The organism is Qipengyuania profundimaris (assembly GCF_030717945.1).
GTDB classification, from domain to species: Bacteria; Pseudomonadota; Alphaproteobacteria; order Sphingomonadales; family Sphingomonadaceae; genus Qipengyuania; species Qipengyuania profundimaris.
Window position 1 is genome coordinate 483,015 of the sequence record NZ_JAVAIM010000001.1, and the last position, 26,265, is coordinate 509,279.

General features: G+C 65.1%; 25 protein-coding genes. 17 read left to right on the top strand and 8 right to left on the bottom strand.

The features are described 5' to 3' along the window. Positions 1-108: 108 nt before the first annotated feature. Genes lgt through Q9K02_RS02430 form a run of 3 tightly spaced genes read left to right on the top strand, consistent with a single transcriptional unit; the run spans position 109 to position 2,476 of the window. Entirely contained in the window at positions 109-984 is an 876-nt protein-coding gene (gene lgt / locus Q9K02_RS02420; RefSeq protein WP_305931448.1) for a prolipoprotein diacylglyceryl transferase, read from the top strand. Continuing rightward, positions 981-2,066: a class I SAM-dependent methyltransferase gene (locus Q9K02_RS02425; protein WP_305931449.1), complete on the top strand. Its 1,086-nt coding sequence runs from the start codon at positions 981-983 to the stop codon at positions 2,064-2,066. The genes lgt and Q9K02_RS02425 overlap by 4 nt, the downstream gene beginning before the upstream one ends. Continuing rightward, complete coding sequence (locus Q9K02_RS02430) at positions 2,063-2,476, top strand: DUF2147 domain-containing protein (protein ID WP_305931450.1); 414 nt, start codon at positions 2,063-2,065, stop codon at positions 2,474-2,476. The genes Q9K02_RS02425 and Q9K02_RS02430 overlap by 4 nt, the downstream gene beginning before the upstream one ends. On the opposite strand, the gene Q9K02_RS02435 is transcribed toward Q9K02_RS02430, so the two are convergent. From Q9K02_RS02435 to Q9K02_RS02450, 4 genes are all read right to left on the bottom strand, one after another. Next, entirely contained in the window at positions 2,473-4,008 is a 1,536-nt protein-coding gene (locus Q9K02_RS02435; RefSeq protein ID WP_305931451.1) for an ABC transporter permease/substrate-binding protein, read from the bottom strand. The two genes, Q9K02_RS02430 and Q9K02_RS02435, sit on opposite strands and share 4 nt — an antisense overlap. Continuing rightward, on the bottom strand, positions 4,005-4,772 hold the full coding sequence (locus tag Q9K02_RS02440) for an ATP-binding cassette domain-containing protein (protein ID WP_305931452.1): 768 nt from the start codon (positions 4,770-4,772) through the stop codon (positions 4,005-4,007). Before Q9K02_RS02440 ends, Q9K02_RS02435 begins: the two co-directional genes overlap by 4 nt. Then, the gene (locus Q9K02_RS02445) at positions 4,769-5,143 is read right to left on the bottom strand and encodes a hypothetical protein (protein WP_305931453.1); all 375 of its coding nucleotides are present in this window, start codon (positions 5,141-5,143) and stop codon (positions 4,769-4,771) included. The genes Q9K02_RS02440 and Q9K02_RS02445 overlap by 4 nt, the downstream gene beginning before the upstream one ends. 143 nt (positions 5,144-5,286) lie before the next feature. Further along, on the bottom strand, positions 5,287-6,813 hold the full coding sequence (locus tag Q9K02_RS02450; RefSeq protein WP_305931454.1) for a GAF domain-containing protein: 1,527 nt from the start codon (positions 6,811-6,813) through the stop codon (positions 5,287-5,289). Positions 6,814-6,987: 174 nt separating this feature from the next. Between Q9K02_RS02450 and Q9K02_RS02455 the strand changes: the two genes are divergently transcribed. The 6 genes from Q9K02_RS02455 (at position 6,988) to Q9K02_RS02480 (ending at position 12,753) form a co-directional block, all read left to right on the top strand. Then, positions 6,988-8,157: an acyl-CoA dehydrogenase family protein gene (locus Q9K02_RS02455; RefSeq protein WP_305931455.1), complete on the top strand. Its 1,170-nt coding sequence runs from the start codon at positions 6,988-6,990 to the stop codon at positions 8,155-8,157. Continuing rightward, complete coding sequence (locus Q9K02_RS02460; protein ID WP_305931456.1) at positions 8,154-9,764, top strand: carboxyl transferase domain-containing protein; 1,611 nt, start codon at positions 8,154-8,156, stop codon at positions 9,762-9,764. The genes Q9K02_RS02455 and Q9K02_RS02460 overlap by 4 nt, the downstream gene beginning before the upstream one ends. Positions 9,765-9,835: 71 nt before the next feature. Beyond that, positions 9,836-10,537, top strand: a complete 702-nt coding sequence (locus Q9K02_RS02465; protein WP_305931457.1) for a hypothetical protein — start codon at positions 9,836-9,838, stop codon at positions 10,535-10,537. Positions 10,538-10,623: 86 nt separating this feature from the next. Then, positions 10,624-11,256: a 1-acyl-sn-glycerol-3-phosphate acyltransferase gene (locus Q9K02_RS02470; protein WP_305931458.1), complete on the top strand. Its 633-nt coding sequence runs from the start codon at positions 10,624-10,626 to the stop codon at positions 11,254-11,256. Continuing rightward, the gene (locus tag Q9K02_RS02475) at positions 11,253-12,053 is read left to right on the top strand and encodes a DUF1295 domain-containing protein (RefSeq protein ID WP_305931459.1); all 801 of its coding nucleotides are present in this window, start codon (positions 11,253-11,255) and stop codon (positions 12,051-12,053) included. Before Q9K02_RS02470 ends, Q9K02_RS02475 begins: the two co-directional genes overlap by 4 nt. 73 nt (positions 12,054-12,126) lie before the next feature. Continuing rightward, positions 12,127-12,753, top strand: a complete 627-nt coding sequence (locus tag Q9K02_RS02480) for a hypothetical protein (RefSeq protein WP_305931460.1) — start codon at positions 12,127-12,129, stop codon at positions 12,751-12,753. Positions 12,754-12,766: 13 nt separating this feature from the next. Here Q9K02_RS02480 and Q9K02_RS02485 read toward each other — a convergent pair whose 3' ends face one another. Both Q9K02_RS02485 and gyrB read right to left on the bottom strand, forming a co-directional pair. After that, positions 12,767-13,840: an AI-2E family transporter gene (locus Q9K02_RS02485; protein ID WP_305931461.1), complete on the bottom strand. Its 1,074-nt coding sequence runs from the start codon at positions 13,838-13,840 to the stop codon at positions 12,767-12,769. A 19-nt stretch (positions 13,841-13,859) separates the two neighbouring features. After that, positions 13,860-16,388, bottom strand: a complete 2,529-nt coding sequence (gene gyrB / locus Q9K02_RS02490; protein WP_305931462.1) for a DNA topoisomerase (ATP-hydrolyzing) subunit B — start codon at positions 16,386-16,388, stop codon at positions 13,860-13,862. 128 nt (positions 16,389-16,516) lie between these two features. Between gyrB and Q9K02_RS02495 the strand changes: the two genes are divergently transcribed. Genes Q9K02_RS02495 through Q9K02_RS02505 form a run of 3 tightly spaced genes read left to right on the top strand, consistent with a single transcriptional unit; the run spans position 16,517 to position 20,189 of the window. Beyond that, positions 16,517-17,902, top strand: a complete 1,386-nt coding sequence (locus tag Q9K02_RS02495; RefSeq protein WP_305931463.1) for an L-serine ammonia-lyase — start codon at positions 16,517-16,519, stop codon at positions 17,900-17,902. Then, positions 17,896-18,600 (top strand): ZIP family metal transporter, encoded by a 705-nt coding sequence (locus tag Q9K02_RS02500; RefSeq protein WP_305931464.1) that lies wholly within the window; start codon positions 17,896-17,898, stop codon positions 18,598-18,600. Before Q9K02_RS02495 ends, Q9K02_RS02500 begins: the two co-directional genes overlap by 7 nt. A gap of 32 nt (positions 18,601-18,632) precedes the next feature. Next, positions 18,633-20,189, top strand: a complete 1,557-nt coding sequence (locus Q9K02_RS02505; RefSeq protein ID WP_305931465.1) for a class I adenylate-forming enzyme family protein — start codon at positions 18,633-18,635, stop codon at positions 20,187-20,189. 54 nt (positions 20,190-20,243) lie between these two features. Here the strand turns inward: Q9K02_RS02505 and Q9K02_RS02510 are convergent, their stop codons facing one another. After that, complete coding sequence (locus Q9K02_RS02510) at positions 20,244-20,519, bottom strand: UrcA family protein (RefSeq protein WP_305931466.1); 276 nt, start codon at positions 20,517-20,519, stop codon at positions 20,244-20,246. A 481-nt stretch (positions 20,520-21,000) separates the two neighbouring features. Here Q9K02_RS02510 and guaA point away from each other — a divergent pair, with 481 nt between their 5' ends. The 5 genes from guaA to Q9K02_RS02535 all read left to right on the top strand — a co-directional run bounded on the left by guaA (position 21,001) and on the right by Q9K02_RS02535 (position 25,837). Next, positions 21,001-22,575: a glutamine-hydrolyzing GMP synthase gene (gene guaA, locus Q9K02_RS02515; protein ID WP_305931467.1), complete on the top strand. Its 1,575-nt coding sequence runs from the start codon at positions 21,001-21,003 to the stop codon at positions 22,573-22,575. Between the two features lie 79 nt (positions 22,576-22,654). Further along, a complete protein-coding gene (locus Q9K02_RS02520) occupies positions 22,655-23,101 on the top strand; it encodes a CHRD domain-containing protein (protein WP_305931468.1) in 447 nt (148 codons plus the stop codon). A gap of 15 nt (positions 23,102-23,116) precedes the next feature. After that, positions 23,117-23,833, top strand: a complete 717-nt coding sequence (locus Q9K02_RS02525) for an endonuclease III domain-containing protein (RefSeq protein WP_305931469.1) — start codon at positions 23,117-23,119, stop codon at positions 23,831-23,833. 46 nt (positions 23,834-23,879) lie between these two features. Further along, the gene (locus Q9K02_RS02530; RefSeq protein ID WP_305931470.1) at positions 23,880-25,184 is read left to right on the top strand and encodes an NRAMP family divalent metal transporter; all 1,305 of its coding nucleotides are present in this window, start codon (positions 23,880-23,882) and stop codon (positions 25,182-25,184) included. After that, positions 25,181-25,837 carry an endonuclease III domain-containing protein gene (locus tag Q9K02_RS02535; protein WP_305931471.1) on the top strand — a complete coding sequence of 219 codons (657 nt, stop codon included), beginning with the start codon at positions 25,181-25,183 and terminating at the stop codon, positions 25,835-25,837. The genes Q9K02_RS02530 and Q9K02_RS02535 overlap by 4 nt, the downstream gene beginning before the upstream one ends. A gap of 3 nt (positions 25,838-25,840) precedes the next feature. On the opposite strand, the gene Q9K02_RS02540 is transcribed toward Q9K02_RS02535, so the two are convergent. Beyond that, positions 25,841-26,260, bottom strand: a complete 420-nt coding sequence (locus Q9K02_RS02540; protein ID WP_305931472.1) for a hypothetical protein — start codon at positions 26,258-26,260, stop codon at positions 25,841-25,843. Positions 26,261-26,265 lie beyond the last annotated feature (5 nt).

Below are 26,265 nucleotides of genomic sequence, written 5' to 3' on the forward strand. Positions count from 1 at the left end.
GAAATTGCGGCTCGACGCAGGCTTTCCCCAAAACTCCTGCTATGCCAAAAGCCGCGGCCGATGGGTCGTCGGATGCGGCCTTGCACATGTCTCTAAGAGGATAAGCCCTTGCTGTCACTACTCGCCGCGAGCGGCGCTACCGACCCGATCTACTGGCAGGATCTGGGGCTGCGGCCCTACCTGTTCGAGATCGGCGGCTTCCAGCTGCGCTTCTATTCGCTGGCCTATCTGCTCGGCATCCTGTTCGGCTACTGGCACCTGTCGAAGATGATCAAGGCGCCGGGTAGCCCGATGGCGCAGCGCCATGCGGACGATCTGTTCTTCTACTGCACGCTCGGCGTGATTCTCGGCGGGCGGCTCGGCTATGTCGTTTTCTACCGGCCCGAACTGTTCGGAACGGTGGACATGTTCAAGCTGTGGGAAGGAGGGATGAGCTTCCATGGCGGGGTGATCGGCGTGTTGGTGGCGATCAGCTGGGTGGCCTGGCGCGGGCACCTCAACTGGCTGCGTATCTGCGACTATATCGCGGTGAATGTCCCGCTGGCCTACATGCTTGGGCGGCTGGCGAACTTCGTGAACGGCGAGCTGTACGGCCGTCCGGTGGAAGGCGATTTCCCCTTCGCGATGATCTTCCCGAGCGATCCCCTGCAACTGCCGCGCTATCCCAGCCAGCTGTTCCAGGCGGGGCTGGAAGGCCTGCTGCTCGGCGTGATCCTGATCGCGCTGTTCTGGAAAACCCGCGCGCGATACCGGCCGGGCCTGCTGGTCGGCCTGTTCACCGTCGGCATGGGCGTCGGGCGCTTCGTCAACGAGTTCTTCCGCGAACCCGACGCGCATCTGGCCAATGTGGTGGTCGAAACCGGCCTGTCGCGCGGGCAATGGCTGAGCCTGCCGATGATCGCGGTGGGCCTCGGCGTGCTGGCCTTCGCGCTGGCTCGCCCGGCCATCGGCGGTGCGAAGGCGGGCAAGCCGGCAACCGCATGAGCGAGGGCGCGCCCGGCGATCTGGCAGCCAGCTTTCGCCGCCTGATCGAGCGGCACGGGCCGATGCCGGTCGCGCGCTACATGGGCGAGAGCAATGCGCGCTATTACGCCAGCCGCAATCCGCTGGGGGCAGCGGGCGATTTCACCACCGCGCCGGAGATCAGCCAGATGTTCGGCGAGATGGTCGGGCTGTGGCTGGCCGATATCTGGACCCGCGCGGGCAAGTCGCCAAACGCGATCTATGTCGAGCTCGGCCCGGGGCGGGGCACGCTGGCGAGCGATGCGCTGCGCGCGATGGCGAGCCAGGGTTTGCGGCCCGAAATGCATATGGTCGAAGGCTCGCAAGCCTTGCGTGCGGTCCAGTCCGGCGCGCTTGCAGGTGCGCAGTTCCACGACACGATCGATAGCCTGCCGGAAGATCGACCGATCCTGCTGGCGGCGAACGAGTTTCTTGACGCGCTCCCGGTGCGCCAGCTGGTGATGACGGAGCGGGGTTGGCGCGAGCGGATGGTGGCGCTTGACGAGGAGGGTGGCTTCGTCTTCGCCGCCGGGCCGAGTCCGATGGACGAAGCCGTGCCGGCGGAGCAGCGGGGGGCGGAACCTGGCACGATCATCGAAACCTGCCCTGCGGCGGCGGCACTGGTCGACGCTCTGGCCGAGCGGCTGGAGCGGCAGGGCGGCGCGGCGCTCTTCATCGACTACGGGCACCTAGCGCCGCGCTCCGGCTCGACGCTGCAAGCCGTCAAAGCGCATGAGAAAGTCGGCGTGTTCGACAGTCCCGGCGAAATGGACCTCACCGCCCATGTCGATTTCGCGGTGCTGGTGGAGGTCGCCAAACGTGCCGGGCTCGCCACTGCCACCGCGAGACAGGGCGATTGGCTCAGCGCAATGGGGATCGGCCTGCGGGCGCAGACGCTCGCAAACGCTTCGCCCGATCGCGCGAAGGACATTGCGGCAGCGCATGACCGGCTCGTTCAGCCGACGGCCATGGGGGACCTGTTCAAGGTGCTGGCCCTCACGCCGCGCGATTGGCCGCGCGGGGCCGGATTTGCCGAAGGCGAGAGGCGGAAGGAAAAGACATGAGAGTAATGGTCGCATCGCTTGCCGCAGTATTGCTGGCATCGCCCGCGCTGGCTGCGGATCCGGTCCAGGGCCGCTGGATCACCGAAGAAAAAGACGCCGTGATCACCATCGCCCCCTGCGGCGCGAAGCTGTGCGGGCGGCTTTCGAAGTTTCTGGTCGCCCCGCCGCAAGGCATCGACCAGCGCGACGTCAACAACAAGGATGCCTCCAAGCGGAGCCGCAAGCTGCTCGGCATGCCGGTGCTGACCGGCTTCGTCGAAAATGGCGACGAATGGCGCGGGACGATCTACGATCCCAAGAGCGGCAAGACCTATCGCTCGATCCTGCAGCGCAAAGGCTCGAACCAGCTGACCGTGAAGGGCTGCCTCGGGCCGTTCTGCCAGACCCAGACGTGGCGCAAGGCGGGCTAAAGGCCGATCCGGTCCGCGAGCCGCCGGGCCGCTTCCTCGAAGGTCAGCTTGTCCTCCTCGCGGTCGACAGAGAGGTTGGCCTCGCGCATCGCCTCGACATCGATCGCGCCGACTAACGGCTCGATCGCGGCGCGGATCGCGGCGTCGCTCCCGGTTTCGGGGGAGAGCAGCACGATGGCATCGTAATTGGGAAACGCGCCCTGCGGATCCTCCAGGATCGTCAGCCCGTCCGCCGCGATGCGCCCGTCCGAGGTATAGGCGCCGATTACATCCGCCTCGCCCGATTGCAGCGCGTTGTACATGAAGGTGGGCGAGAAATTGCGCTGCTCGGCAAAGCGCAGTCCGTAGGTATCGCGCACGGCAATCCATTCGGGCCGCTCGAAGAATTCGGGATCCCCGCCCACCGTCATGCCGCCCGCCGCGCCTGCCAGACCGGCAATCGATTCGATGCCGAGCGCCGCCGCGCGCTCGCCGCGCATGGCCAAGCCGTATGCGTTCTCGAACCCCAGCCGCCCCAGCACATGGGTGCCGCTGGTGTCGGTTTCCCACGCGGCGATTTCCTCCAGGATCGCGTCGCGCGGCGGATTATCCGTCCGCCCCATCTGATTGGTCCAGATCGTGCCGGTGTAATCGACCAGCACGTCGATCGCGCCGGTGGTGACTGCCCGGTGCGCCACTGCCGAACCGAGACCGTCGCGATAGTCGACGGAGTAGCCGTTCGCCTCGAGCCGCTGGCCGATCAGGCGTGCGAGTATGTATTGCTCGGAAAAGCCCTTGGCGCCGATGACGATACGTCGCTCGTCACTGCCACCGAATTGCGCAAACAGCGCCGCGCCGACACCCAGCGCGACAGCTGCCAGCCCGCCGAAAGTAAGCGCGCGGCGGCGGGTCTTGAGCCCCTTTTCGATAGTGCCGAGCAGCCCGTCGGCGATGAGCGCCAGCCCTGCACTCGCGATGCACCCGGCCAGCACCAGCACCCAATTCTGCGTCTGCAAGCCGGCGAAGATCGGATCGCCGAGGCTCTTCTGTCCGATGGTCGTCGCCAGGGTCGCGGCCCCGATGGTCCAGACCGCCGCCGTGCGGATGCCCGCCATGATGTAAGGGGCGGAAAGCGGGGCCTCGACCAGCCGCAGGCGCTGCCAGAAGGTCATGCCCACGCCGTCCGCCGCCTCGATCACGCCGGGGTCGAGGTTGGCCTGTGCGGTGATCGCGTTGCGCAGGATCGGCAGTAGTGCATAGAGCGACAGCGCCAGCAGGGCGGGCAGGAAGCCGAGCGTCGGCAGCCCCTCGCCAAAGACGGCGCGCAGGCTAAGCAGGATCGGGAAGAACAGCGCCAGCAAGGCCAGCGCCGGGATGGTCTGCACGAGGCTGGCGAAACCGAGCGCGGCTCGCGACACCGCAGGCGAGCGGCTCGCCCAGACGGCCAGGGGCAAGGCCACCGCGATCCCTAACGCGATGGCCGCCGCCGACAGCAATACATGCGCAGCGAGCTGGTCGCCGAGGTTGAGGAGAGCGTCCCAGATGTCGCTCACCGCGCCAACTCCGCCAGCCGGCCGGCCTGGGCGCGCGGGACGGCGACCAATTCCTGCGCGACTGCTCCGCCGCGCCCTTCGAGCAGGGCTTGCGGGGTCTCGTCGGCCACGATCGCGCCTGCATCCATCACCAGCACGCGGTCGGCCAGGAGCAGCGCCTCGGCCATGTCATGCGTGACCATGATGGTCGTAAGGCCAAGCTCGTCGTGCAGCTTGCGTACCCGCCCGCCGAGAGCATCGCGCGTGACCGGATCGAGTGCGCCGAACGGCTCGTCCATCAGCAGCAGATGCGGGTCGGCCGCCAAGGCGCGGGCCACGCCAACGCGCTGGCGCTGCCCGCCGGATAGGGCATCGGGCATGCGGTTTGCCATGTCGGCGTCGAGCTCGACCAGTTCGAGCAGCTCAACAATCCGCGCAGGCGACAGCTTCTCGCCTGCAAGCCGCGGACCGATCGCGATGTTCTCGCCTACCGTCATGTGTGGGAACAGGCCGATCGACTGGAACACATATCCGACCCGACGGCGCAGGGCGGATAAGCGCAGGCTGCCCACCGGATCGCCTTCATAAACGACCTCGCCACTATCCGCCTCGGCGAGGCGGTTGATCGTCTTCAGCAGCGTCGACTTGCCCGATCCGGACGCGCCGACCAGCGCGACGAACTGACGGGGTGCGATCGTCAGCGAAACATCGCGAACGGCTTCGACCGCTCCGTAACGTTTGCCGACAGCCCGGAATTCCAGCGCAGCTTGAACTTCGGTCGTCACTCGTCCTCGGTGCTCGACTCATCGGGCAGGCGGTAATCGACGCGCTGCAATTCGATCCTTCGGTCTTGCGGCCCCGTCGCGTCCATCATGTCGTCGGTCATGCTCTCGGGCTTCCAGCATCGTTCGACGCCGTTTTCTTCGTCGGGAGTGAAGCACAAGCGCTCGTCGCCGGTGGCATTGAAGGTCCACTGGCCTTCCTGCCACAAGTCTCCGTTGCGAAGGTCGCGATAGCTGCCGTCGCGGTCGAGATAGGTCGTGTAGCGCGCACCGTCTTCCGACGTGATGCGCCAGGCGGTCTCTGTGAAATCGCCCGGCAGGGAGGTGTCTTCCGTAGCCGCTGTAGCGCCATTGCCCTGGGGGTCTTCTACCACCTCGGAAGCTGTTTCATCGGGATTGCTGCAAGCCGCGGCCAGAAGCACAGCTCCCGCAAGGACTACCATTCGCATTCAGGGCCTCTCCTCTGCCGATCCGCGCACCCTAGCAGGCTGGGCCACCGGGGAAAGCCGCTGCGCGCTTAGGGGACCAGCTTGTCGACCGGGAATACCAGATCGACCGTCAGCCCTTTATCGGCAAGCGTGCGCTCAAACCGCCCGCCGAGCTGGCTTTCGACTGCCATCCGCAGCAGGCGCGAACCGAAGCCCTCCCGCTCCGAATCGAGCGGATCGCACACACCCTCCATCGTTTCATGCCAGGTCACGCGCAGTTCTTCCCGATCGCCTTTTTCGTAGGCCATCTCGATGCAGATCGTCCCTTCGTCGCAGGCGAGCGCGCCGTATTTGGCGGAATTCGTCGCCAGCTCATGGAAGATCAGCGCCAGCGGAGTCGCTGCCTGGGGGCCGGTCTCAATATCGTCGCCCTTGACCAGCAGGCGCTCCGGCCGACCGTCGCCATAGGGCTTGAGCAGATCGCGCAGCAGGCCTTGCAGGCTGTCGCTGGCGCGCCCGTCGCCAGGGCGGACGTAATCATGCGCCGTGCCCAGCGCGCGGATCGCCTCGTTGAGTTCCTTGGCGAAACCCTCGACCTCGGGCTTCCCGCGCGAACGGATCGCGATGAGGCCGGACACGACCGCGAAAATGTTCTTGATGCGGTGCGACAGTTCGCGCGCCAGCAGGTCGTTGCTTTCCGAGAGGCGGTGGGTCTCGTCGATATCGATCCCTGCGCCGAACCAGGTTTCGACGTTGCCGGCCGCATCGCGCATCGGCCATGCGCGCAGAACCATCCAGCGATACTCGCCATCGGCTCGCTTGAGGCGCGCCTCGGATTCCCAGCGCTCCTCGGTCTTGCGCGATCTTGCGCGCAGATCGGCGACAGCTTGGCTCTGTTCTTCGTGGATCAGCGATTCGAAGTCGATCGACCCGACGTCCTCGGTACCGCAATATTCGTAGAATGCCTCGTTGCCGAACTCGATCGAGCCATCGGGCCGCGCTGCCCATGCGAGCACCGGAATATGCTCCGCCATCCGCCGCAGCCGCATGCTTTCGCGCATGAGCTGTTCCTGCACCGCCAGGTATTCGCGCCGCGCGTTGAGACGCCGCATCACGGAAGCTGCTAGCACTTCGAGGCCCTCGCGCTGGAAATCGGTCAGACCTTCCAGACGGGGTTCGGTATCGATGACGCAGAGCGAACCCAGCGGTGCGCCCTCCGACGACAGGAGCGGGGCACCGGCGTAAAACCGGATCTTCGGCTCGCCGGTCACCAATGGGTTGCGCTCGAACCGCGGGTCCAGCAGCGCATCGGGCACCACCATCGGCTCGCGCTCCATCATGGCATGGGCGCAGAAACTGGTCGGGCGGGGCGTTTCGGTCACGTCCAGACCGGCGCGAGCGAGAAAGCGCTGGCGCTGTTCCTCGACCAGGCTCACCAGCGAGATCGGCGCCCCGCATAGCTTTGCGGCGAATTGCACGATCTGCAGCAGCTCGTCGTCGTTCTCCAGCTCGTCGAGGCCATAGGACGCCATCACCGTCAGGCGGTCCTGCTCGCCGCAGAATGCCGGGTTCGGGCCTTTGGTGGTCGGCCAGGATGTGGACGTGTCGAGAAGCATGACTGGCCAACGCTTTTAGATTCATCGCCTTGTTTTACAAGCCACAGCGGCCCGCAGGACCGCGCAATACTTCGATCACGCAAAGCGGGTTTGCTCGCCGCGCTTCGTTTCGCTATCGCGCGCGCAACGATATTACGCGAGCCCCGAGGTTTCGGGGGATCTTGAGGAGAGACCATGCGCGCGACCCCCGATTTCGATTTCCAGCTGGGCGAAGCCGCCGAGATGATCCGCGAGAGCGTCGGCCGCTTCGCCGACGAGCAGATCGCGCCGCTGGCCGAAAAGGTCGACCGCGAGGACTGGTTCCCGAAGGCGGAATTGTGGCCTGCCATGGGCGAGCTGGGGCTGCATGGCATTACCGTCAGCGAGGCGGATGGCGGTCTGGGCCTCGGCTATCTCGAACATGTGATTGCAGTGGAGGAAGTCAGCCGCGCGAGCGCCTCTGTCGGCCTCAGCTACGGCGCGCATTCCAATCTCTGCGTCAACCAGATCGCGCGCTGGGGCAATGACGAGCAGAAGGCGAAATATTTGCCCAAGCTGATCAGCGGCGAACACGTCGGATCGCTCGCCATGAGCGAGGCGAGTGCAGGTTCGGACGTCGTCTCGATGAAGATGAAGGCCGAGAAGGTGGACGGCGGTTATGTGCTGAACGGAACAAAGTTCTGGATCACCAACGCCCCTTATGCCGATACGCTGGTCGTCTACGGCAAGACTTCGCCCGAAGCGGGCAGCCGCGGGATCACGACCTTCCTGATCGAGAAGGATTTCGAAGGCTTCTCCATCGGCCAGAAGATCGAGAAAGTCGGCATGCGCGGTTCGCCCACCAGCGAGCTGGTGTTCGACGACTGCTTCGTGCCCGAAACGAATGTGATGGGGCCGGAAAACGGCGGCGTCGGTGTGCTGATGAGCGGGCTCGATTACGAGCGCGTGGTGCTCGCCGGCTTGCAGCTCGGCGTGATGCAGGCCTGCCTCGACACGGTCATTCCGTACCTGCGCGAGCGCACCCAGTTCGGCAAGCCGCTTGGCAGTTTCCAGCTGATGCAGGCCAAGGTGGCGGACATGTATGTCGCGCTGCAATCGGCGCGGGCCTACACCTATGCCGTGGCCAAGAGCTGCGATGCGAACAAGACGACGCGCTTCGACGCGGCGGGCGCAATCCTGCTCGCAAGCGAGAACGCCTTCCGCGTGGCCGCCGAAAGCGTCCAGGCGCTGGGCGGCGCGGGCTACACCCTCGACTGGCCTGTCGAGCGCTACATGCGCGACGCCAAGCTGCTCGATATCGGCGCAGGCACGAACGAGATCAGGCGGATGCTGATCGGGCGCGAACTGATCGGGGCTGCGGGATGACAGCACCCGTTCCCACCTCCACCCTCGACCGCGAGGCGCCTGATGCCAAGGCGCGCTTCGAGCACAACAAGTCACTCGCCGCGGATTTGCGCTCCACCGTAGCCGCCGCTGCTTTGGGCGGCTCCGAAGGCAGCCGCGAGCGCCATGTCGGGCGGGGCAAGCTGTTGCCGCGCGAGCGGGTGGAGCGGTTGCTTGACCCGGGCAGCCCGTTCCTCGAGATCGGCCAGCTTGCCGCCAACGGCATGTATGGCAAGGACGAGATCAACGGCGCGGGGATGATCGCCGGGATCGGGCGCGTGTCGGGGCGGCAGGTGATGATCGTGTGCAACGATGCCACGGTTAAAGGCGGAACCTATTATCCGATGACGGTCAAGAAACACCTGCGCGCGCAGGAGATTGCGCAGGAGAATCGTCTCCCGTGCATCTACCTCGTCGACAGCGGCGGGGCGAACCTGCCGCACCAGGCCGAGGTCTTCCCCGACCGGGACCATTTCGGACGGATCTTCTTCAACCAGGCGAACATGAGTGCGCTCGGCATCCCGCAGATCGCCTGCGTCATGGGCAGCTGCACCGCAGGCGGGGCCTATGTGCCCGCCATGTCGGACGAGACGGTGATCGTGCGCAACCAGGGCACGATCTTCCTTGCCGGACCCCCGCTGGTGAAGGCCGCGACGGGCGAGGAAATTAGCGCCGAGGATCTGGGAGGCGGCGACCTCCACGCGAAGAAATCGGGCGTGGTCGATCATCTCGCCGAGAACGACGAGCACGCGCTCACCATCGTGCGCGATATCGTGAGCCATCTGGGCGACAATTATGCGGAGGCAAAACATGTCGCGCTGAAAGATCCGCGCCCGCCCAAGTTCGACGCCGACGATCTCTACGCCATCGTCCCTGAAGATGTCCGGGCGCCCTATGATGTGCACGAGGTCATCGCGCGGCTGGTCGACGGCAGCGAGTTTCACGAATTCAAGGCGCAATACGGCAGCACGCTGGTCTGCGGTTTTGCGCACATCTGGGGCATGCCGGTGGCGATCCTCGCCAACAACGGCGTGCTGTTTTCCGAAAGCGCGCAGAAGGGCGCGCATTTTATCGAACTGGCGCAGCAGCGTCGCATTCCGCTGCTATTCCTCCAGAACATCTCCGGCTTCATGGTCGGCGGGAAATACGAGGCCGAAGGCATCGCCAAGCACGGCGCGAAACTTGTCACCGCCGTCGCCACAGCAACCGTTCCGAAAGTCACCGTGGTCATCGGCGGCAGCTTCGGCGCAGGCAATTACGGCATGTGCGGGCGCGCTTATTCGCCGCGCTTTCTGTTCACCTGGCCCAACGCGCGCATTTCCGTGATGGGCGGGGAGCAGGCCGCATCGGTCCTCGCCACCGTGCACCGCGATGCCGATAGCTGGACCGAGGAACAGGCCGAGGAGTTCAAGGCCCCGATCCGGCAAAAATACGAGGACGAGGGCAATCCCTATTACGCCACCGCGCGTTTGTGGGACGACGGCGTGATCGACCCGGCGCAGACCCGCGACGTGCTGGGCCTTGCCTTCGCCGCGACGCTCGAAGCGCCGATCCCCGAACTCCCGCAATTTGGCGTCTTCCGGATGTAGCCGTGGAACGGCAATCGAGCAGGCGCGTAGGTACCGGATGAGGGTCTTGGGCGGAAACGAGGAGAGTTTCCGTGAATGAGAACATCCTGCTGGTAATCTTCGCTGTTATCGTCCTGCTGATCGCCGTCGGCATCTGGATGACGATCCGCAAACGCCGTACCGATCACCTGCGCGACCGCTTCGGCGACGAATACGACCGCACGCTGGACAATGCCGGCGATCGCACCAAGGCCGAGCGCGCGCTCGAGGAGCGCGAGGAGCGCGTCGATGCGCTCGAAATCCGCAGCCTTACCGCAGACGAGCACACCCGCTTCGCCACCGAATGGCGCGACGTGAAGGCCGTGTTCGTCGACAGCCCGGTCGAGGCCGTGCTCCATGCCGATCGCATGCTGGCCACCATGATGAAGACCGTCGGTTACCCCATGGCCGATTTCGACCGCCGCTACGAGGACCTCACCGTCAATCACCGCGATGTCGCGCGCCATTATCGCGAGGGCCACGCCATCGTCGACCGGCACAATGATGGAAGCGCCTCGACCGAGGAGATGCGTCAGGGCATGAAGCATTACGAAGCGCTCTTCGATCACCTCGTCGCCGATGCCGAGGGCGGCGGTGTCGACGGGGCCACGACCGGGACGACCACCGGCGGGACGACGACGACGGCTCCGACCACGCGCGCGACCGACCTTGATGGCGACGGTGACGCCGATGTCGTGCGGCAGGATACGGATGGCGACGGCCGCGCAGATCGCGTTGCGGTCAAGAACGACTGATCGCCTCGAACATCGCCGTCGAAAATTGGCAGACGGCCTTAGCAATCCCCGCTGCGCCTGCTAGGCGGAGCGGGGAGAGTGACTGAATGACCGCACGAAATCCGCGCAAGCGATCGATCCTGTCGCGGATCGTGCGGCGCATCATCTGGACGATCTATCGCCTGCAGGGATGGAAGATCGAAACCGGCCTTCCCGCGATCCCTAAATACGTCATCGCAGGCGCGCCGCACACCTCGAACTGGGACTTCGTGTTCTTCACCGGTGCCACCGCGGAAGAAGGCATCGAACCGAGCTTCATGGGCAAGCACACGCTGTTCAAAGGCTTCATGCGCAATTTCATGTTCGACATGGGCGGGGTGCCCATCGACCGAACCAAGCGTGCGAACTACGTCGAACAGGTGGCAGACGCCTTTCGCGCGGCGGAACGGCTGGCGCTGGTGATCGCGGCGGAAGGCACGCGAAGCTCCGACGGGGAATGGAAGTCGGGCTTCTGGCACATCGCGCGTGAAGCCAGAGTGCCGATCGTGCTGGCCTGGGTCAGCTGGAAGGATCGCCGGCTCGGCTTCAGCGATCCGATCGAGCCGAGCGACGATTACGCCAGAGACCTCTCGAAAATCGCGGCATGGTTCCGCACGAAACGCCCCGGTTACGGGCGCTACAAAGTGCTCGAAGCGCAGGCGCAGCGCCTGCTGGCCGAAGGAAAGGACGCCGCCGCATGATCCTCGAAGCCCTGATCGCCAATGCCGCCATCCTGCTCGGGGTCACACTGATCCTGTGGGTGGTGGCGGTGCAGATCGACGATGCCTCCTTCATCGACAGCTTCTGGGGTTTTGGCATGGCGCTGATGGCCTTTACCAGCTGGATGCAGCTCCGGGCGCCCGGCCCGCTGGCGACCTTGCTGATGGGCATGGCAGTCGTCTGGGGGCTGAGGCTGTCGATCTACTTGTTCTTCCGCTGGCGGCGCGAGGGCGAGGACAAGCGCTACGAGCGGATGCTGCGCAAGGATCGCGAGAAGGGCCGCTTCGCTTTCGCGGCGCTCACCAAGATCTTCCTCGGCCAGGCAGTCCTGCTGTTCATCGTCTGCAGCCCGGCGCAATACGGCATCCTCGAAGCTGCGACGTCGATCACGATCAGCGGCCTCGCGCTGGTCGGGCTGGCGCTCTACCTGCTTGGCATCGTCTTCGAATGGGTCGGCGACTGGCAGCTTTCGCGATTCAAGGCAGATCCGGCGAACGAGGGCGAGGTGATGGACAAAGGGCTATGGCGCTACACCCGCCACCCCAATTATTTCGGCGACGCCTGCGTATGGTGGGGCATCTGGATAGCCGCAGCCTCCGCCGGGTGGTGGGTCGCGGCAGCCACCGTGGTCGGGCCGCTGTTCCTCACTTTCACCCTAGTGAAGTGGTCGGGCGCGGCGCTTCTCGAGAAGGGCATGAAGCATTCGCGCCCGGGCTACGAGGATTACAAGAAACGCACCTCCGCCTTCATTCCCATGCCGCCGTCGAAATCCGGCTGAGAGGCGCGCGCCGGGCTTTAACCGGGCGGCGAAACCGCTACATGGTCCCCATGAGCAACCGGGAGCGTATCGCGTGAGCGAGAACGAGATCGAAGAACTGCGCTCGCGTTTCGCGCGCGAGGCGATGGCGATCATGGAGCGGCGTGGCGAGGAGGTGAACCGCGCCAAGCTGGCTTCCGAACTCAACATCGCCCGCACTCGTGTGGAGACGGTGTTCCCGGAAGAGGCCGATCTGCTCGAGGCGGTGACCGGCGAGTGGTTCGCGCCCAAGCTGGCGGTGATGGACGAGGTCATGGCGACCGACCTGCCGCCGCGGCGCAAGATGTACGAATTCTTCGCCCGCCGCTTCCTGCTGCTGCGCGACAATTTCAAACACGATCCGGCGAGCTTCAAGCTCTATGTCGAGATGGGCGAGCGCTATTTCGAATATGCGCAAAGCTATATCGATCTGGCCGATCACTATCTGTGCGAACTGATCGCACAGGCGCAGGCCGAAGGGCATTTTGCCGGCCTCGAAATCAATCAGGCGCTGTCGCTGATCAACCAGGCGGTGCTCTGTTACATCCAGCCTTATCTCATCGCGATGATCGACGAGCGGCTGACCGAAGCGAAACTCGCCGCCCTCATCGATGCGCTGTTCGACGGCCTGCAGGCGCGCGACAGCGATGCTCGGGGAAACCAGTCGATCAGCTCGGTGTAGCGAATTCGAACGACTAGCGCTCGGCGGCGGCGGGGCTGGCTTCGCGCTGTTCGCGCAGGATCGACCAGCCGGCGATGAACAGCCCCGCCACCAGCGGCCCGACGACGATGCCGGACAGGCCCAGCAGGGCGATGCCGCCAAGCGTGGTCACGAGGATTAGCCAGTCGGGAATACCGGTATCGCGTCCCACCAGGATCGGTCGCAGTACATTGTCGATCATGCCGATCACCGCCACGCCGGAGACGATCACGACCACGCCCTGCCAGATCGCGCCGGTCGCCAGCAGGTAGATCGCGGCGGGCACCCAGACGATGGCCGGGCCGATGGCAGGCAAGAGCGAGGCGATCGCCATGATCACGCCGAGCAGGAGGACCGACGGTATCCCGACGATCCAGAAGGTGATTGCCCCCAGCGCGCCTTGCACAAGCCCCACCACGACCGATCCCTTGATCGTCGCGCGCACAATGCCGAGGAAACGCTCGGCCAGCCGATCCGCAATGCTGCGCTCGAACGGCAGCGAGGCGAGCAGCGTCTCGCCGATTTTGCGTCCGTCGCGCAGGAGAAAATAGCTGACGTAGAGCGCGATACCGAAAGCGAGCACGAAACCAAACACGCTGCCGCCGATGGCGATCGCCTGCTGCGCGATCAAGCCGAGGCTGGCCTGTAGGAACTCCTGCGCCCGGCGCTGTAGGTCGGACAGATCGCCCCAGCCCGAGGCATCGAGCGATTCCTGAATGTTGGGAGGCAGCGCCGCGAAAACCTGCTCGAACCAGTCGGCCACATTGATGCGCCCTTCCTGGAAGGCGACGACGAGGCCCGCCGCTTCGTTCACCACCGCGCTGCCTATCGCGAAGGCCGGCACGATCACCGCGACGAAGATGACCAGCAGCGTTGCCAGCGCAGCCTGATTGTCGCGCCCCGGCGCGCGCACGAGGAACCAGCGGAACAGCGGCTGGAACATGATCGCCGCCAGTGCAGCCCAAAGCAGCGGCTGCGCGAAGGGCAGGACGACGACCAGCAGCGCCAGCGTCACCAGCGCGAGAAACAGCAGGAAGCCGCCCCGCTCCAGCCCTACGATCTCGCGCATCGCCGGCCAGCCCCGCTCTTTAAACGTCGAGATTGGCGACGTTGAGCGCGTTCGACTGGATGAATTCGCGCCGCGGTTCGACCACATCGCCCATCAGGCGCGTGAAGATCTCGTCGGTCACGTCCGCATCCTCGACCTTCACCTGCAGCAGCGCGCGATTGTCCGGGTCGAGCGTGGTCTCCCACAGCTGCTCGGCATTCATTTCGCCCAGACCCTTGTAGCGCTGGATCTTCTGCCCCTTGCGCCCGGCGGCCATAACGGCCTCGAGCAGCTGGGTCGGCAAGGTGATCGCGCTATCGTCGGCGAAGGCGGGTGCATCGGCATCGGTCTCGTCGGCGCTATCTGGATCGACCGGCTCCGCTTCCTCGCTGTCGCCCTTCACGAGCCGCACCGGTGCGCCGTAGACTTCGGCATGCTCGCCAGCCACGCGGTGGAGTTTGCGCGCTTCGGCGCTGTCCATGAAGGCAGGGTCAATTTCGTGGACGTCGGTCACACCGCGCCATAGCCGGAAGAGGCGTACCTTGCCGTCATCGCCGGTTTCGGCCGACCATTTCGCTTCCGGATCGCCCATCTGGAGATGCGCCGCCGCGCGGTCGAGGCCCGCCTGCCGGTCGCCCTCGGGATCGAGCGCACCGGCCAGCGCCATCGCCTCGACCAGATCGGTTTTGTACTTGCGCGGCACGAAGCCGAGCAGGTTCCGCATGCGCAGCCCGTGCTCGACCAGCTGGTTCATGCCGGTCGCGGGGATCGAGCCTTCCCTGGTTTCGAGGTAATGGCCCGATAGCCCTTGATCGATCAGGTAACGATCATAGGCAGCCTGGTCCTTGAGATAGACCTCGCTCTTGCCGCGCGTCACCTTGTAGAGCGGCGGCTGCGCGATGAAGAGGTGCCCTGCCTTCACAATTTCCGGCATCTGGCGGTGGAAGAAGGTGAGCAGCAGCGTGCGGATATGCGCGCCGTCAACGTCGGCGTCGGTCATGATCACGATCTTGTGATAGCGCAGCTTTTCGAGGTTGAACTCGTCGCGCAGACCGGTGCCCATCGCCTGGATCAGCGTGCCGACTTCCTTGGAGCTGATGATCCGGTCGAAGCGCGCGCGCTCGACGTTCAGAATCTTGCCCTTTAGCGGCAGGATCGCCTGGGTCTTGCGATCGCGACCCTGCTTGGCTGAACCACCGGCGGAATCGCCCTCGACCAGGAAGAGCTCGCAATTCGCCGGATTGCGGTCCTGGCAGTCGGCGAGCTTGCCGGGGAGGCTGGCGATGCTCATCGCGCCCTTGCGGCTCATCTCGCGGGCACGGCGAGCCGCTTCGCGCGCGGCCGCGGCATCGATCACCTTCTGGATGATCGCCTTGGCGTCGTTGGGATTTTCCTCGAGCCACTCGGTCATCTTCTCGCCCATGAGGCTTTCGAGCGGCTGGCGGACTTCGGAGCTGACCAGCTTGTCCTTGGTCTGCGATCCGAACTTGGGGTCAGGCAGCTTGACGCTGACGATGGCGGTGAGGCCCTCGCGCATGTCTTCCCCCGACAGGCTGACCTTTTCCTTCTTCATCAGCCCGCTGGCGCTGGCGTAATTGTTGAGCGTGCGGGTCAGCGCCGCACGGAAGGCGGCGAGGTGGGTGCCGCCGTCACGCTGCGGGATGTTGTTGGTGAAGCACAACACGTTCTCGTAATAGCTGTCGTTCCATTCCAGCGCGACGTCGATGCCGATGCCATCCTTTTCCGCGCTGACCGAAATCGGCTCGGCGACCAGCGCCTGCTTGTTGCGGTCGAGATATTTGACGAAGGCCGCGATACCGCCTTCGTAGAACAGGTCGTGCTCCAGAACTTCCTCGTGCCGCTTGTCGCGCAGCTTGATGCGTACGCCGGAGTTGAGGAAGGCAAGCTCGCGATAGCGGTGCTCCAGCCGGTCGAAATCGTATTCGGTGACGTTCTTGAAGGTCTCGTCGCTGGCCTTGAAAGTGACGCGCGTGCCTTTCTTCAGCCCGTCTTCGTCGCCATTGCTGTCGACCGGCGGTGCATCGCCAACCACGCGCAGGCTTTCGACCGCATCGCCATGCTCGAAGCGCATCCAGTGCTCCTTGCCGTCGCGCCAGATCACGAGTTCGAGCCATTCGGAAAGCGCGTTGACCACCGAGACGCCCACGCCGTGGAGACCGCCCGACACCTTGTAGGCATTGTCGTCGCTGGTGTTCTCGAATTTCCCGCCGGCATGCAGCTGGGTCATGATGACCTCGGCTGCCGAGACGCCTTCTTCCTTGTGCATGTCGACCGGGATGCCGCGGCCGTTGTCTTCCACGCCAACCGACCCGTCGGGATTCAACTCGATCAGCACGAGATCGCAATGCCCCGCGAGGGCCTCGTCGATGGCATTGTCCGACACTTCGAACACCATGTGGTGAAGGCCCGATCCATCGTCGGTATCGCCGATATACATGCCGGGGCGCTTGCGCACCGCGTCCAGCCCCTTGAGAACCTTGATCGAATCCGCGCCGTAGCCGGGTTTCTTCGGGGCGTTTTCGCCCGTGTTTTGGGTATTTCCGTCCATGCTCAGTATATAGGCTTCCGACGGCGAAAAACCAAAGTTTGCGCCTGGTTTTTTCCCACAGTTTGCCGCGCAACCGGTTTCACCTGCAACCGCTTGATTTCGGGGCGCATAGAGCGCATTCCCATCCAATGCTTTCGATACTCGACATCTTCCGGATCGGGATCGGTCCCTCTTCCTCGCATACGGTCGGCCCGATGCGGATCGCGCGGACTTTCGTGCGGGCGCTGGAAAAGGTGGGGAAGCTCGAACGGATGGCGCGCGTGGCGGTGCAACTGCAGGGCTCGCTTGCGCTGACGGGGGTGGGGCATGGTACGATCGACGCGACGATCCTTGGACTTGCGGGGTTTGCCCCGGACAGGACCTGCCCCGATGAAGCGGCGAGCGCACTAGAGACGATCCTAGCCGAAGACAGCTTGCTCCTCGGCGGGAAGCACCGGATTGCCTTCAACAAAGCGCGGGACATCGACCTTGCGGGCCATATCATTCCGGACCTGCACCCAAATGGAATGACCCTTGCGGCGATGGACACAGATGGCGATGTGCTTCTTACGCGGACCTACTACTCCACCGGCGGCGGCTTTGTTGCATCCGAAGCGCAGTTGAAGCGCAAACCCAAGGGCGACCGGATCAATGCCGGGACACAGGTGCCACACGATTTCGGCTCGGCGGCGGAATTGCTGGCCAGCTGCGAGACGACCGGGCTGTCGATCGCCGAGCTGATCCTCGCCAATGAAGACGCCTTCCGCCCGCGCGAAAAGACCTTCGCCGGCATCGACCGCATTGCCGAGGCGATGCACCAGTGCATCGAACGCGGCCTGACGCAGCGCGGCGTGCTGCCCGGTGGCCTCAAGGTCCAGCGGCGAGCACCCGATCTCTGGGACAAGCTCTCCGCCAATCCGCAATCGAACGAGCGCGAGCAATTGTTCGATTGGCTCAATTGCTACGCCATGGCCGTCAACGAGGAGAATGCCGCTGGCGGCCGGGTCGTGACCGCGCCGACCAATGGCGCGGCGGGCATCATCCCGGCAGTCATCCGCTTTTACTGCGTGACGGCGGACGAAAGCCCGTGCCGCGACAGCAAGCGTACCTTCCTGCTCACTGCAGGCGCGATCGGCCTGCTCTACAAGCAGCGCGCCAGCATCTCCGGCGCGGAGATGGGCTGCCAAGGTGAGGTCGGCGTAGCTTGCTCGATGGCGGCGGGCGGGCTGGCGGCGCTCTGGGGCGCCTCGCCATCGCAAATCGCCAGCGCGGCGGAGATCGGCATGGAGCACAATCTCGGCCTGACCTGCGATCCTGTCGGCGGGCTGGTGCAGGTGCCCTGTATTGAGCGCAACGCCATTGGCGCGGTGAAGGCCGTCAACGCAGCGCGGCTCGCGCTCCACCGGACTGGAGCAGAGGGGTTCGTCAGCCTCGACCAGGTGATCGAGACCATGCGCCAGACCGGGCTCGACATGAGCACGAAGTACAAAGAAACGAGCCAGGGCGGGCTCGCGGTGAATGTCATCGAATGCTGACCGTCCTGCTCGTGATCGCCGTGGTGTCGGGCGCGCTCATCGTCGGCGCGCTCTGGGCGCTTTACGGCAAATTCCGCGGGCGGGTCGAGGGTGTCGTGGTGGCGATTGCCGGTGGATCCCTGCTGTTGTCCCTCGTGCTCGAATTGGTGCAGCCCGCAATCGAGCAAAGTTCGATGACGACGGCGGTCCTCGGCGTGCTGGCAGGTGCCGGCATCTTCGCTACCGTCGATTACCTGATTGACGAGAAATGGGGCTCCGAAAGCGGCGGCGGGATGCTGGCCGCGATCACGCTGGACGGCATTCCGGAAAACCTTGCGCTGGGTGTCGCGCTGATCGGTGCGGGCGCGCCAGAGGTCGCCGCGCTGGCGGGATCGATCATGCTCTCCAACCTGCCCGAAGCTGCCAGCGGCGCGCGCGCGATGCGCGACGATCAAGGGTTTTCGAAGGCGAAGATTCTCGGCATCTGGGCACTGACGGCTGCCGTGCTGTCCGCCTGCGCCCTGCTTGGCTATCTGTTCCTCGAGAGGCTGACCGACGACCTGCTTGCTTTCATCAGTTGCCTCGCTGGGGGGGCGGTAGCTGCCAGCCTGACGACCGAAGTGCTGCCTCAGGCGCATAAACAAGCGCCGCATTGGGCGGGTTTCGCGACCGCCATCGGGCTGGTGCTCGCGCTGCTGCTGCACAGTCTAGGCGGCTAGACACGCGCAATCGCTTGAGTCACACAGGCGGCATGGGAGAGACCGATATCGCCGCCAGCCTTGCCGAACCTTTCGGCAGCTTTCCGCAACTGATTGCCGACAATGCCACCCGCCTGGGTGACGCCATCGCCATGCGCGACGACGAGGGGGAACTTAGCTGGGCGCAGCTCGGCGGCCGGGTCGAGCGGATTGCCGCGCGGCTGGTCGAGGACGGGCTGGAGCGCGGCCAGTCGGTCGCCATCCTCGGCTATTCGTCGATTCCCTATGCGCTGGTATTTCTCGCCGCCGTGCGTGCGGGCGGCGTGGCGGCACCGCTGACCACCAGCGCCAGCCCCGATCAGCTTGCCGGCATGGCGCGCGATTCGGGCGCGAAACACATCTTCATCGACCGCGCCAAGCTGACCGAGCTGGGAGAGGACTGCTTCCCCGGCATGACGCGGATCGTGCTGGACGAGGAACTGGACGGCTGGATGGCGGAGGAAGGCGTCACCGCGCCTCAGTTCGTCCCGCAGCCGGGCGACCCGTTCAACATCATCTATTCCTCCGGCACGACCGGCGTGCCCAAAGGCATCGTCCATTCGCACCAGATGCGCTGGCGCCAATTCGCGGCCACCGCGGCCAGTTGGATCGAAAACGGGCTGCCCGTGCGCACGCTCGCCTCGACGCCGCTCTATTCCAACACCACAATGGTCGCCTTCCTGCCGCCATTGCTGGCCGGGGGCACGGTGCGGGTGATGCGCAAGTTCGACGTCATCCGCTGGCTCGAAAGCGCGCAGGCCGATGCGACCACGGTGACCATGCTGGTCCCCGTCCAGTACCAGCGGCTGATGCGCGAGCCGCGCTTCGACGAGTTCGACCTGTCCGCCTTGCAGCTTAAATACTGCACCTCCGCGCCCTTTCCCGCCGAGCTGAAGCGCGAGGTGCTGGAGCGCATGCCGGGCGCGCTGATCGAGATCTATTCGATGACCGAGGGCGGCGTCGTCTGCCTGCTGGAGGCGCACAAGTTTCCCGACAAGCTGCATACCGTCGGCCGCCCCGCTCCGGGCAGCGAGCTGAAGGTGCTCGACGACGAGGACCGGCCCGTGCCGCCCGGCACGCCCGGCAATCTCATCGGTCGCAGCCAGACGATGATGAGTGGCTACAAGAACCAGCCCGACAAGACGCGCGAAGGTTACTGGACCGATCCGGTAAGCGGCGAAGTGTGGCAGCGGATGGGCGACATCGGGCGCGTCGATGCCGAAGGCTTCGTCGAACTGGTCGGCCGTGCGAAGGACATGATCATCTCGGGCGGCTTCAACATCTTCCCGGTCGACCTCGAAGACGAGCTGGCGAAGGAGCCGGACGTGGTCGAGGCTGCGGTGATCGGCGTGCCGAGCGAGCGGTGGGGTGAAACGCCGGTCGGCTTTGTCACCCTGAGCGACGGTGCGCGCGATTGCGATGCGATCATGCAGGCGGTGAACGCGCGGCTCGGCAAGACCCAGCGGCTGGCGCAACTCCACACGATCGACGACATGCCACGCAGTCATATCGGCAAGCTGCTCAAGACCGACCTGCGCGCGGAAGCCGAGCGACGCGGACTGCCGGCCTGAAACGAAACGGGCGGAGCCATCGGCCCCGCCCGTTGTAGTCACAATGGCTTGCGATTACCGGCTGGCGAGAACCGCCGGAGTGCGCTGCTCCACTTCGGCCATGGCGGCCTTGACCGTCTTGCGCACGCAAGCGCGGTCCGATGCAGTCGCGACATTGCAGACTTCGCGAGCGGCCTGGCGGACGCGTTCTTCGAGAACCTCGACATGGGCCGCCTGCGACAGGTCGAGATCGTTGTAATCGACCGCGACTTCGGCGTTCTGCGAAGCGGCGAGGGCCGGCGAGGTAAGGCTGATGGCCGCGGCTGCGGCGGTAAGGATCATGCGACGCATAACTATCTCCATATTCGGTGAGAGGTGTGTCGCCTTTATTGTGAGCACCCTGGTTGTGTTATGCCGCGATTGTGCAGCGCAGCGCGGCATGCTGCAATTGCGAAGTCGGCAAGGGTGGCTGCACTTTGCGCAAGAGGCGCTTCGAGACGCGGCGCGGACACGGGGGGAGGGGAGGGGAGAGGTTGTGTCGGCGGCCGCGTCTCTACTCGCTGCCATATCGCCTTGCCGTAGCGGCGGGCGGAGTTCGCCAGGCCGTGTCGACAAGGAAGGCCAGTCCGGGCGGGCGCATAGGGGAGCGCGGGCCCGGCTGTTCCTGCTCCGGATCGGCGTCTAGGAGGACCGCCTCATCCGAATACAAGACTGTAATAATATTTCAGTCGTGCGAACGAAAGTGAGAAAACGGCGATAATCGTTGCGTTTTCCGCAAGTGCGAACGTCCGCCTCACTGGACTTGCTGAAACACGGCCTCTAACCGCCGCACATGGACGACGCGCACCTTCCCGATTCCATCCTCATCGTCGACTTCGGCAGCCAGGTTACCCAGCTGATCGCACGGCGCGTGCGCGAGGCAGGGGTCTATTCCGAAATCGCGCCTTTTACCCAGGCGGAAGAAGCATTCCACCGCCTCAAGCCGAAGGGTATTATCCTGTCGGGTTCGCCCGCCGGTGTGCCCGACGAAGGCAGCCCGCGCGCGCCGGAACTGTTGTTCGAGGCAGGCATCCCGATCCTGGGCATATGTTACGGCCAGCAGGTGATGAGCCACCAGCTCGGCGGCGAGGTGCGGCCCGGTCACGAAACCGGTGAAGGCGGTGAATTCGGCCGCGCTTTCCTGACCGTCACCAAACAGTGCGCGCTGTTCGACGGCCTCTGGAAGGAAGGCGAGCGCCATCAGGTGTGGATGAGCCACGGCGACAAGGTCACTAAATTTGCGCCCGGTTTCGAAATCGTCGCGATTTCCGACGGCGCGCCCTTCGCGGTGATCGCCGATGAAAAACGCAAGTTCTACGGCACGCAGTTCCACCCCGAAGTCGTCCACACGCCGGATGGCGGCAAGCTGATTGCCAATTTCGTTCGCCATGTCTGCGGCCTCGCCGGAGACTGGACGATGGCCGCCTATCGCGAAACAAAGGTGCGCGAAATCCGCGAGCAGGTCGGTGACGGCAAGGTCATCTGCGGCCTTTCGGGCGGTGTCGACAGCTCGGTCGCCGCGATCCTCATCCACGAGGCGATCGGCGAGCAGCTGACCTGCGTCTTCGTAGACCACGGCCTGCTACGCCTCAACGAGCGTGAGCAGGTCGAAACCATGTTCCGCGACCATTACAACATCCCGCTGGTGGTGGTCGATGCCGAGGATATGTTCATGGAGGGCCTGTCTGGGACGACAGATCCGGAGGCCAAGCGCAAGTTCATCGGCAAGACCTTCATCGACGTGTTCGAGGCCGAGGCGAAGAAGGTCGGCGGCGCGGATTTCCTTGCGCAGGGCACGCTCTATCCCGACGTGATCGAAAGCGTCAGCTTCACCGGCGGGCCGAGCGTCACGATCAAGAGCCATCACAACGTCGGCGGCCTGCCCGAACGCATGAACATGCAGTTGGTCGAGCCGCTGCGCGAGCTGTTCAAGGACGAGGTCCGTGAACTCGGCCGCGAGCTGGGCCTGCCCGACATGTTCGTCGGCCGCCATCCCTTCCCCGGCCCCGGCCTCGCCATCCGCATCCCGGGCGAGGTCACGAAGGAGCGCTGCGATATCCTGCGCAAGGCCGATGCGATCTATCTCGACGAGATCCGCAAGGCGGGGCTCTACGATGCGATCTGGCAGGCCTTCGCCGTGCTGCTGCCGGTCAAGACCGTCGGCGTGATGGGCGATCACCGCACCTACGACAGCGTCTGCGGCCTGCGCGCGGTGACGAGCACCGATGGCATGACCGCCGATGTCTATCCCTTCGACGCAAGCTTCCTCACCGGGGTCGCAACGCGCATCGTCAACGAAGTACAGGGCATCAACCGCGTCGTGTACGACTACACCAGCAAACCGCCCGGCACGATCGAGTGGGAGTGAGCCGATCCGAGAGGGCTGCATAAGGAACGTCACGAAGATATCCCCGTTGCTTAGATGCACCTCTGCCGGGAGATCAGATATGAAGTCCATCGCCGCAACCCTTGCTGCCATTTCCGCGCTCGTTCTGGGCGGCTGCGAAACGGTTCAGCAGACCTATACCGAGGCGATCTCGTCGACCTACGAAGCAGAGTTGCGCGGAGTAAACGAGGTGCACGCCGGCGACCCGGACGGATCGGGTACGGCGGAAATCAGCTTCGCCGACGAGTTGACGCGGGTTTGCTGGGATCTCAACGATCTTAGCGGGCTGGGTCCCATCACCGGCGCCCACATCCACCGCGGTGCCGCAGGCGTCGACGGGCCGGTCGTCCTGCCGCTCAAGCAGGCCACCGAGGGCGGCTGGCGCGGCTGCAGCAGTGACACGTCTTGGGTCCAACGCGCTTTCGACGAAGGCCTGTCGAACTATTACGTCAATGTCCACACGGCGGAATATCCCAAGGGCGCGATTCGCGGACAATTGCGCCAGTAAGGGTAGCAGTCCCGGTTGAACGGCCAACTTCCCCTCGGCCCAGATCCGCGCACCGAAGCGCTGCGCCGCCTTCAGGCACTGCTGGTCCAGCGCTTCGGGCGGATCGAGCGGGCGGCGGCCGAATGGCGCGAGCCGGAATGGGTGCTGGTCCAAGGGGTGATAGGCGCGCGGACGAAGTCGGAGGTGTCCAATGAAGCTACCGATCGAATGCTGAAGCTGTGGGGTAGCTGGGAAGCTGTGGCCGCCGCGCCGCTGGACGAACTACAGGCCGAACTCGCCACGCAGACCTATCCCAACATTGCCGCCGAGCGGCTCAAGGCCAGCCTCTCGGCGCTGATCGAGCGGAGCGGCGCGGTCGATCTCGCGCACCTCGCCGATATGGAGACCGAGGCCGCGATGCGCTGGCTCGAACAGCTTCCCGGTATCGGCCGCAAGATCGCGGCAGGCGTGATGAATGCCAGCACGCTGGACCGGCGCGCGATCGTCCTCGACAGCCATCACACCCGCATCCTGCAACGCATGGGGTTGGTTCCGCCCAAGGCGAGCACCGACCGCGCCTTTGCGGCGATCATGCCGGTCATGCCGGAGGAATGGTCGGCCGCCGATTTCGACGAGCATCACCTGCTGATGAAAAAGCTCGGCCAGACCTGGTGCCGCCCGTCCTCCCCCGATTGTGCGACTTGCCCTGCGCAGGCCCTATGCGAGACCGGGCGGGCGCGGATAGGCGCGTGAGCGCGACCATTGCGCAGGCCGCACCCACGCGGCACAAGCGGCAGCCATGACAAGGCTCGGATCGATCCTCCTGTGGTCCGCGATCGCTGCGGCCTTCATCGGACCGGGTACGGTCACGGCTGCGGCGAGTGCGGGGGCGGGCCCCGGCATGGCGGTGCTGTGGGCGATCGTCTTTTCGGGCGTGGCGACATTCACACTGCAGGAATTCTCGGGACGGCTGGCGATCGCGACCGGGGGCGACCTCGCGGCGGTGCTGCGACGCCGCTATCCGCGCGGCGCTGCCCGCTTCCTCGTCCTAGCATTGGTGGCGGGTGCAGTGCTGCTCGGCTGTGCGGCGTATGAGGCGGGCAATATCCTCGGCGGGGTGGCGGGCGCGATGCTCGCCATCGACTTGCCCCGCGGCGTGCTGACGCTGGCGCTCGCCATTGCGGCGTTTGCGCTGCTCCTGCTGGGCTCGCCGCAACGGATCGCGCAGGCGATGGCGGTGTTCGTGGCGCTGATGGGAGCGGGCTTCCTGCTGGTTGCTGCGAGCCTTGCGCCGACCGTGTCTTCTGTCGCTAGCGGGATAGTGCCCGACCTCTCGCTTCTTGGCCAAGAGGCTGCGCTGCTCACCATCCTCGCCCTCGTCGGGACGACGGTGGTGCCTTACAATCTCTTTCTCGGCTCGGCGCTGGCGCGTGGGCAGACCGTCGGGCAGATGCGGCTCGGCCTCGCCATTGCCGTCGGGTTGGGCGTGCTGATTACGGCAGCGATCCTCGTGGTCGGGACGGCGCTCGACGGCGAATTCTCCTTCGAAGCGCTGGCCGATACGTTGGCCGGGCAACTGGGCGAATGGGCGCGCACCGGGCTCGCGCTGGGGCTGCTCGCCGCCGGTTTGTCCTCTGCAGTCACTGCACCGCTCGCCGCTGCGCTGACAGCGCGCGGTTTGTTCGGGAGTATCGACGATCCGCGCTGGGCGGCGCAGGGTTGGCGCTTCCGCGGCGTGTGGGCAGCGGTAATCGTTATCGGTGCGGGCTTCGGGCTGGCCGATCTAAGGCCCGGACCGGCCATTCTCGCGGCCCAGGCGTTCAATGGTGCGCTGCTGCCGTTGGTCGCGCTGTTCCTGCTGGCAGCAATGAACGATCCAGACTTGCAGCGCGGCGCGGCGAATGGCCCGCTCGCGAATGCAGTGGGGCTGTTCGTGGTAGGGATCGCCTGCATGCTGGGACTGGTGGCACTCACGCGCGTCTTCGTGTCGCTGAGCGGCGCGGAGCTGCCCGACCCGGCGATCCTGCTGCCGGTCACTGCGGTAATCGGTCTGCTGCTCGGCTTCGCGGCCATCGCCCTTCGTCCAACAAGAACTGCGCCGTGAGCCAGACCCTCAATCAGTCCGACGTCGAGATAGTCTACGAACGGCTGCGCGAGGCCATGCCCGGCCGCACGCCGGGCGCAAAAGGCCCCAAAGGCCAGCCCGATGCCTTCCGCTCCTGCGTGTCCTGCATGCTCTCCGCGCAATCGCTCGACCGCAATACGGCGAAGGCGGCGCGGGAGTTATTTGTCTTGGCTCAGACGCCGGAAGAGATGCTCGCGCTGGACGAGCGTGACATCGCCGAGGCGATCCGGCCCTGCGGTCTCTACAACATGAAGGCGCGCAATATTCGCGCGTTTTGCAGCGCCCTGCTGGAGCAGCATGACGGACGCGTGCCCGATACACGCGAAGGGCTTATGGCCCTGCCAGGGATCGGTCGCAAATGCGCCGATATCGTGCTTAGCTTTACCTTCGGGAAAGACGTGATCGCGGTCGACACCCATGTGCACCGCGTGTGCAACCGGATCGGCCTCACCGACGCGAAAACTGCGGACAAGACCGCAGCCCAGCTGGAGGACCGCTCACCCCAATGGGCGCTGCATGACGGGCACTTCTGGCTGATCCAGTTCGGCAAGCGCGTGTGCACCGCCCGTGCGCCGAAATGCGGGAGCTGCCCGGTCTCGGACCTGTGCCTCTACTATGCGGCTACTAGCTGAAGCCTAGCCCTCGGCGTCTTCCGGCAGGCGGTAGGGGATGAAATCGTCGAGGAAAATCACGCCCGACAGGAACCCGCCGAAGCGCTCTACCGTCGTGATCTGGTCGGTGCGGCACAGGCTGGAGCCGTCGAACTTCCGGATGACCATGATGTCGTCCGAATCGATCGATCCCGGCGTGCGCGTGTAGTTCACCCAGATCGTGCGGCCCTGCTTGTAGACCAGCGCCGTGTCGTCGATCTGCGTCAGATTGCGGCTGCCGATGGTGCGGATGCAGCGTTCCGGCTCACCGGCGACGCGGCCATCCAGCATCTTGGCGAGCTTTGCCTCGCCCTTGGTCAGTTCGCGGTTGGCATAGTCCTGAGCGGTTGCGGGCGCGGCCAGCATGGTGAGGGCGGCGGTGGCTGCAAGGATGGGCTTCAACATGGCGG

Excerpts from the sequence above, each read along its gene's own strand:
- Q9K02_RS02470 (WP_305931458.1), top strand. The coding sequence starts at position 10,624 with ATGACCGCACGAAATCCGCGCAAGCGATCGATCCTGTCGCGGATCGTG.
- gyrB (WP_305931462.1), bottom strand. The coding sequence starts at position 16,388 with ATGGACGGAAATACCCAAAACACGGGCGAAAACGCCCCGAAGAAACCC.
- Q9K02_RS02430 (WP_305931450.1), top strand. The coding sequence starts at position 2,063 with ATGAGAGTAATGGTCGCATCGCTTGCCGCAGTATTGCTGGCATCGCCC.
- Q9K02_RS02500 (WP_305931464.1), top strand. The coding sequence starts at position 17,896 with ATGCTGACCGTCCTGCTCGTGATCGCCGTGGTGTCGGGCGCGCTCATC.
- Q9K02_RS02455 (WP_305931455.1), top strand. The coding sequence starts at position 6,988 with ATGCGCGCGACCCCCGATTTCGATTTCCAGCTGGGCGAAGCCGCCGAG.
- Q9K02_RS02540 (WP_305931472.1), bottom strand. The coding sequence starts at position 26,260 with ATGTTGAAGCCCATCCTTGCAGCCACCGCCGCCCTCACCATGCTGGCC.
- guaA (WP_305931467.1), top strand. The coding sequence starts at position 21,001 with ATGGACGACGCGCACCTTCCCGATTCCATCCTCATCGTCGACTTCGGC.
- Q9K02_RS02425 (WP_305931449.1), top strand. The coding sequence starts at position 981 with ATGAGCGAGGGCGCGCCCGGCGATCTGGCAGCCAGCTTTCGCCGCCTG.
- Q9K02_RS02460 (WP_305931456.1), top strand. The coding sequence starts at position 8,154 with ATGACAGCACCCGTTCCCACCTCCACCCTCGACCGCGAGGCGCCTGAT.
- Q9K02_RS02530 (WP_305931470.1), top strand. The coding sequence starts at position 23,880 with ATGACAAGGCTCGGATCGATCCTCCTGTGGTCCGCGATCGCTGCGGCC.
- Q9K02_RS02510 (WP_305931466.1), bottom strand. The coding sequence starts at position 20,519 with ATGCGTCGCATGATCCTTACCGCCGCAGCCGCGGCCATCAGCCTTACC.
- Q9K02_RS02520 (WP_305931468.1), top strand. The coding sequence starts at position 22,655 with ATGAAGTCCATCGCCGCAACCCTTGCTGCCATTTCCGCGCTCGTTCTG.
- Q9K02_RS02450 (WP_305931454.1), bottom strand. The coding sequence starts at position 6,813 with ATGCTTCTCGACACGTCCACATCCTGGCCGACCACCAAAGGCCCGAAC.
- Q9K02_RS02505 (WP_305931465.1), top strand. The coding sequence starts at position 18,633 with ATGGGAGAGACCGATATCGCCGCCAGCCTTGCCGAACCTTTCGGCAGC.
- Q9K02_RS02495 (WP_305931463.1), top strand. The coding sequence starts at position 16,517 with ATGCTTTCGATACTCGACATCTTCCGGATCGGGATCGGTCCCTCTTCC.
- Q9K02_RS02475 (WP_305931459.1), top strand. The coding sequence starts at position 11,253 with ATGATCCTCGAAGCCCTGATCGCCAATGCCGCCATCCTGCTCGGGGTC.
- Q9K02_RS02485 (WP_305931461.1), bottom strand. The coding sequence starts at position 13,840 with ATGCGCGAGATCGTAGGGCTGGAGCGGGGCGGCTTCCTGCTGTTTCTC.